This window comes from Sphingomonas sp. NPDC079357 (genome assembly GCF_044901155.1).
Lineage (GTDB): Bacteria > Pseudomonadota > Alphaproteobacteria > Sphingomonadales > Sphingomonadaceae > Sphingomonas.
Genome location: NZ_JBJDOM010000001.1, coordinates 1,271,288 through 1,286,324, shown reverse-complemented (window position 1 = coordinate 1,286,324; position 15,037 = coordinate 1,271,288). Strand labels below are relative to the sequence as shown.

Below are 15,037 nucleotides of genomic sequence, written 5' to 3'. Positions count from 1 at the left end.
GCCTAGACGAAGATTTGCGTGATCCATTCGGCGAGCATCGCGGGCTTTTCCTGGCCCTCGATCTCGATCGTCACCTCGGCGATGGATTGATACTGGCCGGGGCGCTTCTGCTCGAATGACAACAGGCGCGACTGTGCCCGGATACGCGCGCCAGACGGAACGGGGGCGAGGAAGCGGACGCGATTGCCGCCGTAATTGACGTGCATCGTCGCGTCGCTGACCGTCGGCAGGTCGGGCGTCTCGGCCATCAGGCGCGGCAGCAGCGACAAGGTCAGGAACCCGTGCGCGATCGTGGTGCCGAAGGGGGTCGCGGCGGCGCGCACCGGGTCGATGTGGATGAATTGGCGGTCGCCGGTGGCCTCGGCGAAGGCGTCGATCATCGCCTGGGTGACGTCGATCCACGCCGAGACGCTGGTGCGTCCAACCGAACCTTCTACTTCGTCGAGCGTCACGGCACATCTCTCCCGACCTTTGCGGCTCTTTATGCGCATTGGCGCTACGCTCGCAAGGTGGGACGGACCGAATATATGAAAAAGACCAGTTGCCGCTACGGAAGCGACGAACCCGACCTTCTAAAACGGAAGCCCGCGCCGATGATACGCTTCGGCGCGGGTCCTTGGTCTTAGCGGCAGCGCACCTTGCCGCGGTCGATCTCGCGACCGAGCAGCGCGCCCGCGCCGCCACCGGCCAGCGTGCCGAGCAGCCCGCCGCCGACGAGATTGCCGAGCAGCGCACCACCCGCGCCGCCGACCACCAGCCCGGTGGTGCCGTCGTTGCGGCGGCAGTAGCTACGCCCGTCGCGCCCGCGATAGACCTGATCCTCGCGGCTCAGGCGACGCTCGCGATAGTTGCCGCGACGATAATTCCGCGAGGCGTCCCAATCGTTACGGTCGCCCTGCCATTGGTAATCGCGGTCGCGATCCCGGCGTTGCGCGTCCGCCGCAGGAGCGACGACCATCGGGGCGGAGACGGTGGCGATCGCCAGCGCCGTCAGCAGAGCCTTCTTCATCTCGATTATACTCCTACCAGTGCCTGCACGAACGTTGCAGACACGGAAGGGTTCACGCCGGTTGCGCGACGGCGTGTCCGGGACCGGGAACGAGCAGCTTTTCACGCCGGGCGACGATCAGCGGGACCACGATCTGCCCCGCCACGTTCACCGCGGTGCGCCCCATGTCGAGGATCGGATCGATCGCAAGCAGCAATCCGGCCCCTTCGAGCGGCAGGCCGAGCGTGGTGAGCGTCAGCGTCAGCATCACCAGCGCGCCGGTCAATCCAGCGGTCGCCGCGGAGCCGATCACCGAGACGAGCGCGATCAGCACATAGTCGGGCGCATGAAGTGCAATGCCGTAATATTGCGCGACGAACAACGCCGATACGGCCGGGTAGATCGCGGCGCAGCCGTCCATCTTGGTCGTCGCGGCGAAGGGCACCGCGAACGCGGCATAGTCACGCGGGACGCCGGCCTTTTCGGCGACATCCTCGGTAACGGGCAACGTCGCGATCGACGAGCGCGAGACGAAGCCGAGCTGGATCGCCGGCCAGGCGGTGGCGAAGAAGCGGCGCGGCGAGAGGCGGTTGGCGGCAAGCAACGCGGGGTAGACCCCGAACAGCACCAGCGCGAGCCCGAGATAGACCGCCCCTGCGAAGCTGCCGAGCGCGGCGAGCGACGACCAGCCGTAGCGGACGATCGCGGTGCCGATCAGCCCGGCGGTGCCGATCGGGGTGAGCCGCACCACCCAGCGCAGCATCTGGCGGAAGATCGTCAGCAGCGAGGCGTTGACCGACAGAAACGCCTCGCCCGCCGCGCCGACCTTCACCGCCGCCGCGCCGACCGCGATGGCGACGACGATCAGCTGCAGGACGTTGAACGAGATGCCGGTGGTGGCCGCGCCGTCCTTCAGCTTGGTCGACGCCTCCAGCCCGAGGAAATTGCCGGGGATAAGCCCGCGCAGGAAGTCGAGCCACGAGCCGGTGGTGCCCGGCGCGACCGCGCTCGCCACATCGACCCCGGCGCGCACGCCCGGCTGCAGGAGTGTGCCGAGCGTCAGTCCGATCGCAACCGCGATCAAGGCAGTGATCGCGAACCACAGCAATGTCTGGCCGACCAGCCGTGCGGCGTTGCCGAGATCGCGCAACGCCGCGACCGAAGCGACCAAAGCGGTGAAGACCAGCGGGACAACCAGCGCCTTGAGCAATTTGACGAAGCTCTCGCCGGTGAGGTGGAGCGTCTCGGCGAGCGCGCCATCGGGGGCAGAGCGCGCCACGAAGCCGAGCGCAACGCCGATCGCCATGCCGGCGAACACCTGCACCGTGAAGGAAGGTTTCTGCATGGTGCCGAGGTGAGCGCGGGCGCGGGATTGTGCCAGCAACTTTGCATTTGTAGGTGGGGAGCGGGGCTTTGGGGGCTCCGTAATTTTGCTGGAGAGGGGCTCTAACCATCCGACCATTGCCATGACCTGCGCGTCCGGACCCCCGCCTGCGCGGGAATGACGGGGTGGGGCGGGCGACGGTCAGGTTTTGGGGAGGTGCCCCGGCTCGGCGTACGGCATCACCAGCGTCCCGTCGGGGGCGGCGGTGTAGGTGGTCTGGGTTGGATACGGGATCGTGATCTTCTCCTCCGCAAAACGCCGCATGATTGCGACGAGCAACCGGTTGCGGACACTGTGCGCGGTCGCCCAATCGTCGCCGGGCGTGTCGACCTGGAGCACGAAGTCGAGGCTCGATGCGCCGAAGGACTCGAAGCCGGCGCGCGCAACCTTGGCGCCTTCCGCCTCGACCAGCTCGGTCAGAATTGCGGGGACGCGCTCCAGCGTCTCGGGCGGCGTCTCATAGGCGACACCGATCGTGTACGACACGCGGACGTGGTCGCGCTGCGACGTGTTCTGGATTTCCTTGTCGAGCAGGTTGCGGTTGGAGATGATCCGCAGCTCGCCGGTGAAGGCGCGGATGCGGGTCGACTTCAGGCCGATCGCCTCGATCACGCCGCTGGTATTGCCATAGCTGACCTTGTCGCCGCGCCGGAACGGGCGATCGAAGATGATCGCGAGCGCGGCGAACAGGTCGGCGAAAATGCCCTGCGCGGCCAGACCGATCGCGATGCCGCCGACGCCGAGGCCCGCGACGAGGCCGGTGACGTTGACGCCGAGGTTGCTGAGCACGACGACGAGCGCGATCGCGAACACCGCGAAGCTGACGAGCAGGCGGATCAGCCCCATCGCGCTCATCAGCGCCTCGCCCGAATAATGTTCGTCGCGGGTGCGATGCTCGATCGCGCCGAGGATCAGCTCGCGCGCCCAGATCGCCGCCTGGAACACCGCGGCGACGGTGAACAGAAAGGTGATCGTCTTGTCGAGATCGGCCGGTGTTGCGGCATAGCCGTCGACCAGCTTGGCCGAGAGCATGATGATGAAGAAGGCGTTGGTCCGCTCGATCGCGCGACCGAGCACCGCTGCCCAGCCCTTGCCCGAGGCGCTGCGCCGGGCGAGGCGCGGTCCGAACGCGCGCACCCAGAACAGCAACAGCGCGATTGCGACGCCAATCCCGACCGCGATCAGGATCTGCAGCCAGTGCTGCTGCAACCAGATGAAGCTCGAATGGAGCAGCGCGCCGGCCTGCTGACCGACGCGATCGGTATCGAACGCCGCCTTTCCGGCGGCGGCAGTACTGGAATTGCTCATGTCAGGCGGCTTTCAGCTCGCACGCACCACAGGCTTCGAGGAAGGCGATCAGCCCGCGCTCGGTACGCGTCAGATATTGCGTCGATCGCGGTAGCCGCAGCGACTGGCGGAACGCGGCCTGCGCGGCCTTATCCTTGCCGAGTTCGATCAACGCCGGGTGGACATAGGATTTGCGGGCGATCGCGGGGGTGTTGCCGAGATGCGCGACGACCGGTTCGAGCATCGCCTTGAGTCCGATCGGCGCCTCGGCCTCGATCAGCGCCTCGAAGGCGACGACGCTCGCCCCCCAGGTGCGGAAATGCTTGGCGGTGAAGCCGTCACCCATCGCCGCACGCAGATAGGCGTTGACGTCCGACGAGGTGACCGCATGCGGTTCGCCGTCGTCGCCGACGTACTGGAAGAGTTTCTGGCCCGGAAGGTCCTGACATTTCTTGACGAAGCGCGCGAGGCTGCCGTCGGTGATCTTCAGCTTGCGGATCTTGCCCGACTTCGCCTTGTACTCCAGCTTGAGCGTGCTGCCGCTGATCTGCGCATGGCGGTCGCGGAGCGTCGTTAGCCCGAAGCTCTTGTTCGTCTTCGCATAAGTCTCGTTGCCGATGCGCAGCGCCGCGACATCAAGCAGCTTGACCACCGCGGCGACGGTACGTTCCTTGGTGTGGCGGCGGCGTTCGAGATCGGCCTCGACACGCGCACGCAATTTGGTCAGCGCGCGGCCGAACGGGGCGCAGAGGTCGTATTTGGCCGCCTCCTGCTGCGCGCGGAAGCCGAGGTGATAGCGATATTGTTTGCGGCCCTTCTCGTCCCAGCCGACCGCCTGGATATGGCCATCGGGATCAGGGCAGAACCAGGCATCGGTGTAGGCCGGAGGCAGACCGATGGCGTTTAACCGATCGATTTCGTCGCGATCGGTGATCCGTTTGCCGCTCGCGTCATAATAGGCCCAGGCATCGTGGCGCGTGCGCTTACGCGTGATTCCTGCGGTATCATCCTCAAAGAAAACGATATTACCTGCCACTTGTGCCCTTCCGCGGTGCTGTGACCCGAGTCTGGAAATGCGCAAGGCCCGCGCATCGTTCCCGGAACGGGCGGCGCACGCGAGGGGTTGGGGCGCCGGAACACTTCCTTTCCAGCAGGAGACTGACATGGCCGATTTGTCGCAAGCCCGCGTGCTGATGATCGCCGCCGACGGGTTCGAGACCGTGGAACTGTTCGAACCGCGCAAGGCGCTGGAGGCGGCCGGCGTCACTGTCACGCTCGCCTCGATCAAGCGCGATCCGATCCAGGGCATGAAGGGCGATATCAACAAGGCGGAGACCGCCACGCCCGACCTTACGCTGGAGGAGGTCGAGGTCGACGATTACGACGCGCTGGTGCTGCCAGGCGGGGTCGCGAACCCCGACAAGCTGCGCGTCGTGGATCTGGCGGTCGAGATCGTCCAGCAGTTCATGGACGAGGACAAGATCGTCGCCGCGATCTGCCACGCGCCGTGGTTGCTCGCTGAGGCCGACGTGATCGACGGGCGACGCGTGACCGGCTTCGTTTCAATCCGCACCGATCTGGCCAACGCCGGGGCCGAAGTCGAGGACGAGGAAGTGGTGATCGACGATAACCTGATCACGAGCCGCAAGCCGGACGACATTCCGGCGTTCAACAAGGCGATCATCGACGCGCTGACGGAAGAACTCGCCGACGCCGATTAAGCAGCGAGCGTGGTAAACGCCGCAGCAGGGATACCGCGGCGTTTACCATCTGCTCACGATTGTGCCGCTATACTGCGGACATGATCGACGACATCCTTGCCCTTCCGCTTTCCGCGCGCAGCCACGGCGTGCTCGATGCCATGCGCGCGGCTGTGTCGCGGCTGGGGCGCCGGCGTATCGAACGCACAACTGCGGCAGGCGGAGCGGCACCGTGTGCCTGGATGGCGCCGCCCCCGGAGCGGCCCCTGCCGCGCGACCTCAATCTGAAGCTGAGTGCCTTCGATCCGGGCGCGCTACGCCGCTGTACGCCGAGGTCGGCGGCGGCATTCGTCGATCCGATCGTACTGGAGCGGACGTTGCAGCGTATTCCGGCGCGCTAAGGTCGCACGCCACGGTCACGCCTTCCAGCCGCAGCATGACTCGGTCGGCATAGGGCTCGCGCGTGGCGACGTGGAGATCGGCGAGCATGTGGCCGGGCAGGTTGAGGTCGAGGCTTCCCAGCATCGCCAACCACGCCTCCAGAGCATCCCCCCTGATGGCATTCGCCACCAGCTCATGCCGTTCGCCCGAGAAGGTGGCGCTGTGCCACGCGGTCGCGCGATGATGTTCCACCACCAGCAACACGCCGCTGCGCGCCGCGGCATGCGACACCGCGCGCTCAAATCGCGCCGTGCTCATGACGGGCGCGCCGACAGGATCGCCTCGACCCGCGCGCACAGCGCAGGCCCCGGTATGCGCCCGCGGCGCAAGTCGCGGACCAGCCGCGGATCGTTGACCGCGCGCCGTCCGAACGTGGTTTCCGCCACGCCGGTGCGCCGCAAATAGATGTCGATGTCACTCAGCAGACACATGGATCATCACTCCGAATCTATGTTCTACATATGTTCTGTTTTGTTCTTCTTGTCGAGGAAAAATCCTCAGTGTAGGGTTTGTCGATGAACGACACGCCACAACAGTCACTTGCAGCGGCGGCGCGCGCGCGCGGGGTGGCGCTGTCGGCGCTGTCGCGGATGCTGGGACGCAATCAGGCGTATCTTGGGCAGTACGTAAATCGCGGCTCGCCACGCGTCCTGCCCGAGCGCGAGCGGCGGATGCTCGCCGACTTCCTCGCGATCGACGAGGCGCTGCTGGGCGCACCGCCGCCGCCCGGCGACGAGGTGGCGGTGCCATGGCTGGCGGTGCGCGCGGCGGCGGGGACCGGGCAGGTGCCCGACGAGCGCGTGCTGCGGACAGAACGTCTTCCGCGCGCTGCCCTCCGCGGGGCGGGTGTGGCCCCCGACGCGGCGTCGGTGATCGCGGTGACGGGCGACTCGATGGCGCCGACGTTGAAGGACGGCGACCGGCTGCTGGTCGACGCCAATGCGCGCCGGGTGGTGGCACGGGGTGGCATCTATGTCGTGCGGCGCGGTGACGCGGTGGTGGTCAAACGGCTGGTGCCGGTCGGCGACGCGATCGAAGTGCGCAGCGACAATCCGTTATGGCCCGTCGAGCGCGTCTTGCCCGACGACCTGGCGGTGATCGGGCGGGCGACGTTGCTGCTGCGGCGGCTGTAGCGGCGCGCGCACGGGCTCGTTACACTCGCCGGAGAACAAGGAGAGGTAGCGCATGAAACTCGCCAGTTTGAAGCAGGGGCGCGACGGTCGCCTGGTCGTCGTCTCGGACGATCTGGCCTGGTATGCCGATGCCGGGCATATCTGCGCGACACTGCAGGCCGCGCTCGACGACTGGACGCAGGTCGCACCCGCGCTGGAGCTGCTGGCGGTCGATCTCCGCAACGAGGCGATTCCCCGCGAACGCTTCCACGAACATGACGCCGCCGCGCCGCTGCCGCGCGCCTATCAGTGGGTCGACGGATCGGCGTATGTGAACCATGTCGCGCTGGTGCGGCAGGCGCGCGGGGCGGAACTGCCCGACAGCTTCTGGCACGATCCGCTGATGTATCAGGGCGGGTCGGACGGATTTCTTGGCGCGCGCGATCCGATCCCGCTCGCCGACGAGGACTGGGGCTGCGATCTGGAGGGCGAGGTCGTGGTGGTCACGGGCGACGTGCCGCTGGGCGCGACGCGCGAAGAGGCGCTGGACGCGATCCGGCTGGTCGGACTGACCAACGACGTATCGCTGCGCAACCTGATCCCGGCCGAACTCGCCAAGGGGTTCGGGTTCCTGCAAAGCAAGCCGGCGTCGGCCTTCTCGCCGGTGTTCGTGACGCCCGAGGCGCTGGGCGATTGGTGGCAGGACGGCAAGCTGCACCGCCGGTTGCTGGTCGAGGTGAACGGTGCGCCGTTCGGTCGCGCCGAGGCGGGCGAGGACATGACCTTCGACTTTGGAACGCTGATCGCGCACGCCGCGAGGACGCGCGCGCTGGGGGCGGGGACGATCGTCGGGTCGGGCACCGTCTCCAACCGCGATGCCGATGGCGGGCCGGGACGGCCGATCACGGACGGGGGGGTCGGTTATTCGTGCCTCGCCGAGTTGCGCACGATCGAGACGATCCAGCACGGCGCGGCGCAGACGCCGTATCTCGGCAAGGGTGACACGGTGCGGATCTGGATGGAGGACGAGCGCCACCATCCGATCTTCGGGACGATCGAACAGACGGTCGGCTGACCCGCTACGCCTCGGGCGACGCGCGCTGGGCGCGGAGCTCGGGGCGGCCGAGCATCGTGAAGCCGATGAAGGCGGCGACCAGTCGATGGTCGTCGACGGTCGCGAGCATTTGCTTGAGATCGTGAAGGAACAGCGTGGCGCCGCTTGCGTCGCGGACGCGACGCGCATCCATCGCCCAGCCGCCGAACTGTCGCTCCGGCACCGCGCGCCGTTCGACATAAGCGATCGAATCATGACGCGGGTCACGCGCAATCCGCGTCATCAACGCCTCGACCTGCGGTTGCACCCCTTCTAACGCCTGGATGAAGCGGCCGCCGTCGTGAAGCAACAGCCCGGTGATCGCCTGTCTGCCGTTGAAGCGAGCCGCCTCCGCCGCCAGCTGCGTCAGGTCGATGTCGTCGAGCGGCCGAACAGCGCGGCTGATATAGACCAGCTGGTAGACGGTATCAGCCATCCGCCTGAAATGAATAGATTTCACAACAAGTGTTAGCGCAATTCATTACAATTCGTCGCCGCGATGGCGGCGGATACGGCGCGTCCGGCTCAATGGAAGTCGTGGCTGCGGATCGGGATCACGTCCTCGGGATCGCAGCCGTTGCGGAACGGCGGGTGATAGTCACTGCGCACGCGCGTTTTCCAGCCGGGGTCGCCGCGATCGGGTGAGCCGGGGTGGGTCGCGCCGTCACCACGGCTGGTGAGACGCGGCAGGTCGATGTCGCCGACCGCGCGCAGCATCGCGGTGCGATCGTGGATGCGATCGGCGATGACGTGGATCACTTCGCCCTCACGCTGCACGACGCCGGTGACGCTGATCATCGCCGAGGACATCACGACGGTGCGCTGCGCCTCGAACCGGTCGGGCCACAGGATGATGTTGGCGACTCCGGTCTCGTCCTCGATCGTGATGAACAGCACGCCCTTCGCCGACCCCGGCTTCTGGCGGACGAGGATGATCCCCGCCACCTCGACGCGGCGGCCGTCGCGTGTCTGGCGGAGCTGCGCGCACGGGATCACGCGCTGGTCGGCGAGCCGGTCGCGCAGGAAGAACAACGGATGCTCGCGCAAAGTGAGCTGGGTGGCGCGGTAATCCTCGACCACCTCGCGCCCGGCGGTCAGCGGCACCAGACTGACCGGCGGTTCGCGGCGCTCGGCCGCCTCCAGCAGCGGCAGCGGCGTCTCGCCGAGCCCGCGGATCGCCCATAACGCCTGCCGCCGGTCGAGCCCGAGCGCGTGGAAGCCATCGGCCTTGGCGAGCTTCTCCAGCGTCGCGAGCGGCACGCCCGAGCGGCGCCACAAATCCTCGATCGAGCGGAACGGCGCCTCGGCACGCGCGGCGATGATCCGCGCGACCTCGATCATCGACACGCCGTGGACGATCTTCATTCCCAGCCGCAGCGGCAGGCGCATGGTGTCACCCTCCTCGACCAGCCGCGTATCCCAATCGCTGTCGACGACGCACACCGGGCGGATCACCACGCCATGCTCGCGCGCGTCGCGGACGATCTGCGCGGGGGCGTAGAAGCCCATCGGCTGCGCATTGAGCAGCGCGCAGCAGAACACGTCCGGGTGGTGGCATTTCATCCAGCTCGACGCATAGGCGATCTTGGCGAAGGACGCCGCGTGACTTTCGGGGAAGCCGTAGGAGCCGAACCCCTCGATCTGCTTGACCAGCCGCTCGGCGAAGTCGGGGCCGATGCCTTTCTTCGCCATGCCCTCGATCAGCTCGGTTTTGAACTGCCCGACGCCCTGCGTGTATTTGAAGGTTGCCATCGCCTTGCGTAATTCGTCGGCGCGCGCCGGCGTGAAGCCCGCGCCCTCGATCGCGACCTTCATCGCCTGTTCCTGGAAGAGCGGCACGCCATGCGTCTTGCCGAGCACCGCCTTCAGCTCGGGCGATGGATAGTCGAACTCGATCGCAGGATTGCGGCGCTTCTGTTCGCGGCGTTTGAGATAGGGGTGGACCATGTCGCCCTGGATCGGGCCGGGGCGAACGATCGCGACCTGGATCGCGATGTCGTAGAAATTGACCGGCAGCATCCGGGGCAGCATCGCCATTTGCGCGCGGCTCTCGATCTGGAAGACGCCGAGCGTGTCGGCTTTCTGGATCATCTTGAACGTCGCCTCATCGTCGGTCTGAAGATCGGGATGGTCGAGCGTCAGCTGCACATTCTTGTGGCGTGCGAGCAGGTCGAAGGCGCGGCGCATACAGCCGAGCATCCCGAGCCCGAGGATGTCGACCTTCATCATCCCGGCTTCCTCGACATCCTCCTTTTCCCATTCGATCACGCGGCGATCGGCCATCGCCGCGGGCTCGATGGGTACAAGCGCGTCGAGCCGGTCGCGGGTGAGGACGAAGCCGCCGGGATGCTGCGACAGATGCCGCGGGGTGCCGATCAACTCGCGCGCCAGTTCGAGCGTGAGCGCGAGCCGCGGGTCGCCGCGGTCGAGGTTGAGCGCGTCGACATGGCGGTCGGCCACGCCTTCCTCCGACCAGCCCCATACCTGCCCGGCGAGCGCGGCGGTCATGTCCTCGGGCAGACCGAGCACCTTGCCAACCTCACGCACCGCGCCGCGCGCGCGGAAGCGGCTGACCACCGCGGTCAGCGCGGCATGGTCGTGGCCGTAGGTGTCGTAGATCCACTGGATCACTTCCTCGCGCCGTTCATGCTCGAAATCGATGTCGATATCGGGCGGTTCGGCGCGGTTTTCGGACAGGAAGCGCTCAAACAGCAACTGGTGGACGATCGGGTCGATCGAGGTGATGCCGAGCACGAAGCAGATCACCGAATTGGCCGCCGACCCGCGCCCCTGACACAAGATGTCCTGGCTGCGCGCATATTCGACGATCGAATGGACGGTCAGGAAATAAGCGGCGTAATTGAGTTTCGCGACCAGCCCGAGTTCCTTGGCGAGCAGGTCCAGATATGCCTGCGGGACCGCACCGTCGAAGCGCCGGTCGAGCGCGCGGGTGGCGAGTTTCTCCAGCGCCTGTTGCGGCGTCTGCCCGGCCATCACCCTTTCTTCGGGGTAGAGATATTGGTCGCGCAGGTCGCGCGGCGAGAAGGTGCAGCGCTCGACCACCGCCTCGACCGCGGCGAGCGCGTCGGGGAAGCGCGCGAAGCGGCGATCCATTTCATAGGGCGGGTGAAGGCAGCGATCGGCGGAACGCTCGCGGCGCAGCCCGAGCGCGTCGATCGTGGTCTTCTCGCGGATCGCGGTGACGACGTCCTGGATCATGCGCTTGTCGGGATGATGGTAGAGCACGTCGCCGGTCGCGAGCGGGGCCAGCCCGTAGCGGCGCGCAGCGGTGGCGGCCTCGTAGAGCCGGCGCGCGTCGTCGGGGCGGCGCTGCTGCGTCAGGCAGACATGGCCGCGCGGGTCGCCCGAACCTGCACCGAACAGATCGGCCATCCAGCGCAGCTCACCCTCGTCCGCACCGTCCGTGCCGGGGACGAGCGCGGCGACCAGCCCGGCGGCGTGCGCGGCGACATCCTCCCAGTGCAGGAAGCAGCGGCCTTTTTCGCCATGCTGCGGGCGGGCGCGCGCCTTGCCGATGGTCAGCAGCCGGGTAAGCCGGCTCCACGCGGCGAGATCCTGCGGCCAGACGAGCAAAGACGCGCCGGTGACGAGATCGAGCCGGCAGCCGGCGATCATCCGCACCGGGTTGCCCTGCGCCGAGGTCTGCTCGGCAGCGACCATGGCGCGGACGATCCCGGCGACCGAATTGCGATCGGTGATGCCGAGCGCGGGGAGGCGCATTTCCGAGGCTGTGGTGAACAGTTCCTCGCACGACGACACGCCGCGCAGGAAGCAGAAGTGCGTCGAGACCTGAAGTTCGGCATAGGTCATCGCCGCTTCCGTCCGTCATTGCGAGCATAGCGAAGCAATCCAGGGCGTACTGGTCCGGCTCTTGATTGCTTCACTGCGCTCGCAATGACGAACCGGGATCGCATGACATGGGCGCCGCTCAATTGCCCAGCCCATGCAGGAACCAGCTGAGGTCGCCGGTTTCGCTGCGCAGTCCGTCGCCGCGGCGGAACAGCCAGAAGCGCTGACCGGCCTCGTCCTCGACGCGGTAATAGTCGCGGACTGCCATCCGCTCGGGCGCGCGCCGCCACCATTCGCCCGCGACGCGTTCCGGTCCTTCGGCGCCGACGATGCGATGCGTGGTGCCGCGCCACGTGAAGCGCTTCGGCGGCTGGTCGGGGAGTTCGGCGAGGACGTGGTCGATCCGTTCCGGCCGACGCAGCAGCAACACCGGGCGCGGCCAGCGCGGGTGCCATGGGTGATCGGGAGTGCGCGCGTCGAGGTGGCGGACGTCGTCGGCGCGCAGCTTGTGTGTCTCGCGTTGTGGCGGATCGAGCGGCGCGGTGCGCGTCCACGAGCGTTCGGGGACGTCGCTCTCGACTGGGGCGATGCGCCACAGCCGGCCGACGCCGATGCGGTTGATGAGCGCGTCGATCAGCGGGGCGAGATCGGGTGCGGCGTCGTCGGCGAGCGCGGGGGCGAGTGTCTCGGCACCCAGTGGGTCGGCGCGGCGCACGATCAGCGCGATGCCGTCGATGCCGTAGCCGGGCTCGATCTCCTCGATACGGCGCAGCGTGAGCTGCAGCATGTGCGCGGCGTCGCGGGTCGGGCGAGCGAAGCCGAGCCGCAAAATCTGTGGTACGCCGTCGACGCGCGCGGCGATCATCTCGACCGCGCGCGCGCCCTGACCGGCCTTGGCCAGCGCGACAGCCAGCCGCTGCATCAGTTCGCGCAGCCAGTGCGCAATCGCCTCGGGGGTGGCGATCGGCTCGACGAAACGCTGCTCGACCACGACGCGCGTCGGCGGGACGATCGGCTCGAACGGTTCGGGCAGCTGGCCGAGCGCCTGATCGATGCGGTCGGCGATCGCGCGGCCGAAGCGGCGGACGAGCGGCGCGCGGGGGAGCGCGGTGAGCTGGCCGATCGCTTCGATCCCCAGCCGCGCGAGCAGTTCCAGCGGGGCCGCGTCGAGCCGCAACGCGGCGACCGGCAGCTGCGCCAATGCTTTGCCGTGCCCGGCTGGCGGAACGATCTGTACCGTATCGCGCGCGCCGAACCGCGCCAGCGCCCAGGCCGCGCCCGGCGTGTCGGCGACCGCGATGCGCGCGGCGATGCCGTAGCGCGAGAGCAGCCGCAGCAGCCGGCGGCAGAAGCGCGCCTCGCCGCCGTGGAGATGCGCGACCCCGGTCAGCTCGACGAACAGTCCGTCGGCGTCCGACACCGCAACGGTCGGTGCCCAGCGGCGCGCGAGCAAGGTGGCGAGCGCGGCGAGATCGGCGGCGTCGCGCTCGGGCTCGGCCTCGCGCACGTCGAGTCCCGGCACCTGCGCGCGCGCCATGGTCAGCGCGGTACCGGGGCCGATGCCGAGCGCGCGCGCCGCTTCATTGGCGGCGGCGATCTCGACGCGTGCGCCGCTGCGCTGCACCGTCACTAGCGGCGGTTCGTCGACGGGCGCGGGCAGGGGGGACGCTTCTTCGTCGTCGCAGACGCGCGCGACCATCGTCGCCAGCGTGCGCCCGGTCTGGAAGAAGCGGCCGTGGCCGTAGCCGGGCGCAGTCGGCGCGCTCTTGCCATGATTGTCGGGGTGCGGCCCCTCGCCGGGGAATTGCACCGCGGGCATCGCGGCGAGTTGCTTGAGGCTCTGCGCGAGATTGGGCGGGGCGACATGTCCGGCCTCGCCGCCATGCCCGTCGCGCGCGCTGCGGCGTGGCGCCTTCATCGCGCGGCGGACGACGACATCCTCGCCGGGGCCGAGCACCGGCGGCATCCGGCCCATGCGGCGCAGCGCGCCCGGTTCGTCGGGGGGCATGGGGCGGAACGGGTTTTCGACCAGCTCGGTCTTGCGCGACAATTCCTGCAGCGACGGGCGGCGGTGCGCGGGGAGTGCGTCGACCGTCGCTTGCAGGTCCTCGTTGTGCCAGCCGCGCGTGCCGGGTCGGAACAGCGGCTCGGCAGCCTCGGTGCGGCGCGACAGTTCGCGGAACGGGGTGGCGGCGGCCTCGCTGGTGCGACCGAGCTCACGCTGTGCGGGGCGGCGGTGCACGGGCAGGCTGGCGACCGCGCTCTCGACCTGGTCGCGCGTGTCGGCAAGCCCGCTGCCGGGGTCGGTGCGCGCCCAGCGCGCGCCGGGACGCCAGCCGCCGCCACGCGGCACCGAGCATTGCTGCGCGCGCTCGGCGGCGGCGTCGACACCCAGCGCGTCGAAAGCGGCGCGGCCGTCGGCTTCAGCCGACCGCGCGGCGCGGCGCTCGATCCGCCGCAGCCGGTCGATCGACCAGCTGGGCAGGTAGAGCGAGGCGACCCGTTTCATCGGAGCCCTCCACCAAGAGTTCGAACGGATCGCCGCCGCGCTGGCGCACGCATTCGACGTGCCAGCACGCGCGGCCCAGCCCGCCCCACGGCACCTGCGACGAAGGCGCGTGCGCGACTCGCCAGCGCGTTACCGCCGCGGACGGCGCGGTGATCGGATCGGTGCCGTCGAGGGTCGGGCGGCGCAGCAGCAAGGCGGGGGTGCCGCCGCCCTCGGCGGCGAGTTGCAGCCGGCGTGCCTGCGCCATCTGGACGCGCTTCGCCTCGCCGACCACCGCGCCGAGCCCGCGGTGGCGCAGCCCTTCCTCGACCAGCGCGAGCAATTCGGCGTCGTCGCGCGCCTCGGCATAGACGACGCGCGACGGCGCGAGCCCGGCCTGGAACAGCCCCGGCGCGAACAGGTCGCGCGAGCGCACGACCCACAAGACCTCGCCCTGCGTGCGCGCGGCGATCCCGGCGGCGAACAGCACCGCGGCGGCATCGTCGCCCCAGCCGGTGCCGCGCGAGGATACTTCGTGGAGCGCATCGGTCCGCATTCCGTGGTCGGCAAGGCGCGTGTCGAGTTCAGCGATGCCGAACGGCAGCACGGGCCGGTCACGCGCCTCGCCGGTGATGGCCTGCAAACTCTCGCGGAGCGCGGCAAGGGTGGGAACGGGACCGGGCACAGGCGACTCGCAATCAATATGTTCGCTATTTGTTCCTATCTGCGTTCCG

At 68.5% G+C, this 15,037-nt stretch carries 14 protein-coding genes; 3 read left to right on the top strand and 11 right to left on the bottom strand.

Annotated features, from left to right (window positions below; all coding sequences use genetic code 11):
- Positions 1-2: 2 nt before the first annotated feature.
- From ACI2JO_RS06035 to ACI2JO_RS06015, 5 genes are all read right to left on the bottom strand, one after another.
- On the bottom strand, positions 3-491 hold the full coding sequence (locus tag ACI2JO_RS06035) for a MaoC family dehydratase (RefSeq protein ID WP_404719799.1): 489 nt from the start codon (positions 489-491) through the stop codon (positions 3-5).
- Between the two features lie 131 nt (positions 492-622).
- A complete protein-coding gene (locus ACI2JO_RS06030) occupies positions 623-1,009 on the bottom strand; it encodes a glycine zipper 2TM domain-containing protein (protein ID WP_404719798.1) in 387 nt (128 codons plus the stop codon).
- Positions 1,010-1,061: 52 nt separating this feature from the next.
- Positions 1,062-2,333, bottom strand: coding sequence for a dicarboxylate/amino acid:cation symporter (locus ACI2JO_RS06025; RefSeq protein ID WP_404719797.1), 1,272 nt, complete (start codon positions 2,331-2,333; stop codon positions 1,062-1,064).
- 180 nt (positions 2,334-2,513) lie between these two features.
- Complete coding sequence (locus ACI2JO_RS06020) at positions 2,514-3,680, bottom strand: mechanosensitive ion channel family protein (protein WP_404719796.1); 1,167 nt, start codon at positions 3,678-3,680, stop codon at positions 2,514-2,516.
- Position 3,681: 1 nt separating this feature from the next.
- Positions 3,682-4,695, bottom strand: a complete 1,014-nt coding sequence (locus ACI2JO_RS06015; RefSeq protein ID WP_404719795.1) for a DNA topoisomerase IB — start codon at positions 4,693-4,695, stop codon at positions 3,682-3,684.
- Positions 4,696-4,822: 127 nt separating this feature from the next.
- Between ACI2JO_RS06015 and ACI2JO_RS06010 the strand changes: the two genes are divergently transcribed.
- The gene (locus ACI2JO_RS06010; RefSeq protein WP_159756181.1) at positions 4,823-5,380 is read left to right on the top strand and encodes a type 1 glutamine amidotransferase domain-containing protein; all 558 of its coding nucleotides are present in this window, start codon (positions 4,823-4,825) and stop codon (positions 5,378-5,380) included.
- A gap of 258 nt (positions 5,381-5,638) precedes the next feature.
- Here ACI2JO_RS06010 and ACI2JO_RS06005 read toward each other — a convergent pair whose 3' ends face one another.
- The gene (locus ACI2JO_RS06005; RefSeq protein ID WP_404719794.1) at positions 5,639-6,058 is read right to left on the bottom strand and encodes a hypothetical protein; all 420 of its coding nucleotides are present in this window, start codon (positions 6,056-6,058) and stop codon (positions 5,639-5,641) included.
- The gene (locus tag ACI2JO_RS06000; RefSeq protein WP_404719793.1) at positions 6,055-6,231 is read right to left on the bottom strand and encodes a hypothetical protein; all 177 of its coding nucleotides are present in this window, start codon (positions 6,229-6,231) and stop codon (positions 6,055-6,057) included. The genes ACI2JO_RS06005 and ACI2JO_RS06000 overlap by 4 nt, the downstream gene beginning before the upstream one ends.
- Positions 6,232-6,315: 84 nt before the next feature.
- On the opposite strand from ACI2JO_RS06000, the gene ACI2JO_RS05995 reads away from it, so the two are divergent.
- Together ACI2JO_RS05995 and ACI2JO_RS05990 are read left to right on the top strand one after the other, a co-directional pair.
- Positions 6,316-6,933 carry a helix-turn-helix transcriptional regulator gene (locus ACI2JO_RS05995; RefSeq protein ID WP_404719792.1) on the top strand — a complete coding sequence of 206 codons (618 nt, stop codon included), beginning with the start codon at positions 6,316-6,318 and terminating at the stop codon, positions 6,931-6,933.
- A gap of 52 nt (positions 6,934-6,985) precedes the next feature.
- Positions 6,986-7,987, top strand: coding sequence for a fumarylacetoacetate hydrolase family protein (locus tag ACI2JO_RS05990; protein ID WP_404719791.1), 1,002 nt, complete (start codon positions 6,986-6,988; stop codon positions 7,985-7,987).
- A gap of 4 nt (positions 7,988-7,991) precedes the next feature.
- Here the strand turns inward: ACI2JO_RS05990 and ACI2JO_RS05985 are convergent, their stop codons facing one another.
- The 4 genes from ACI2JO_RS05985 to ACI2JO_RS05970 all read right to left on the bottom strand — a co-directional run bounded on the left by ACI2JO_RS05985 (position 7,992) and on the right by ACI2JO_RS05970 (position 14,988).
- Positions 7,992-8,441: a BLUF domain-containing protein gene (locus ACI2JO_RS05985; protein ID WP_404719790.1), complete on the bottom strand. Its 450-nt coding sequence runs from the start codon at positions 8,439-8,441 to the stop codon at positions 7,992-7,994.
- 89 nt (positions 8,442-8,530) lie between these two features.
- Positions 8,531-11,836 (bottom strand): error-prone DNA polymerase, encoded by a 3,306-nt coding sequence (locus ACI2JO_RS05980; RefSeq protein ID WP_404719789.1) that lies wholly within the window; start codon positions 11,834-11,836, stop codon positions 8,531-8,533.
- A gap of 118 nt (positions 11,837-11,954) precedes the next feature.
- Entirely contained in the window at positions 11,955-14,324 is a 2,370-nt protein-coding gene (locus ACI2JO_RS05975; protein WP_404719788.1) for a DUF6504 family protein, read from the bottom strand.
- Complete coding sequence (locus ACI2JO_RS05970; RefSeq protein ID WP_404719787.1) at positions 14,239-14,988, bottom strand: ImuA family protein; 750 nt, start codon at positions 14,986-14,988, stop codon at positions 14,239-14,241. The genes ACI2JO_RS05975 and ACI2JO_RS05970 overlap by 86 nt, the downstream gene beginning before the upstream one ends.
- Positions 14,989-15,037 lie beyond the last annotated feature (49 nt).

What these genes read in the sequence shown, in the direction of transcription:
- ACI2JO_RS05995 (WP_404719792.1), top strand. Translation starts at nt 6,316, where the DNA reads ATGAACGACACGCCACAACAGTCACTTGCAGCGGCGGCGCGCGCGCGC.
- ACI2JO_RS05990 (WP_404719791.1), top strand. Translation starts at nt 6,986, where the DNA reads ATGAAACTCGCCAGTTTGAAGCAGGGGCGCGACGGTCGCCTGGTCGTC.
- ACI2JO_RS06030 (WP_404719798.1), bottom strand. Translation starts at nt 1,009, where the DNA reads ATGAAGAAGGCTCTGCTGACGGCGCTGGCGATCGCCACCGTCTCCGCC.
- ACI2JO_RS06025 (WP_404719797.1), bottom strand. Translation starts at nt 2,333, where the DNA reads ATGCAGAAACCTTCCTTCACGGTGCAGGTGTTCGCCGGCATGGCGATC.
- ACI2JO_RS05985 (WP_404719790.1), bottom strand. Translation starts at nt 8,441, where the DNA reads ATGGCTGATACCGTCTACCAGCTGGTCTATATCAGCCGCGCTGTTCGG.
- ACI2JO_RS06005 (WP_404719794.1), bottom strand. Translation starts at nt 6,058, where the DNA reads ATGAGCACGGCGCGATTTGAGCGCGCGGTGTCGCATGCCGCGGCGCGC.
- ACI2JO_RS05975 (WP_404719788.1), bottom strand. Translation starts at nt 14,324, where the DNA reads ATGAAACGGGTCGCCTCGCTCTACCTGCCCAGCTGGTCGATCGACCGG.
- ACI2JO_RS06035 (WP_404719799.1), bottom strand. Translation starts at nt 491, where the DNA reads ATGCGCATAAAGAGCCGCAAAGGTCGGGAGAGATGTGCCGTGACGCTC.
- ACI2JO_RS06000 (WP_404719793.1), bottom strand. Translation starts at nt 6,231, where the DNA reads ATGTGTCTGCTGAGTGACATCGACATCTATTTGCGGCGCACCGGCGTG.
- ACI2JO_RS05980 (WP_404719789.1), bottom strand. Translation starts at nt 11,836, where the DNA reads ATGACCTATGCCGAACTTCAGGTCTCGACGCACTTCTGCTTCCTGCGC.
- ACI2JO_RS06020 (WP_404719796.1), bottom strand. Translation starts at nt 3,680, where the DNA reads ATGAGCAATTCCAGTACTGCCGCCGCCGGAAAGGCGGCGTTCGATACC.
- ACI2JO_RS06010 (WP_159756181.1), top strand. Translation starts at nt 4,823, where the DNA reads ATGGCCGATTTGTCGCAAGCCCGCGTGCTGATGATCGCCGCCGACGGG.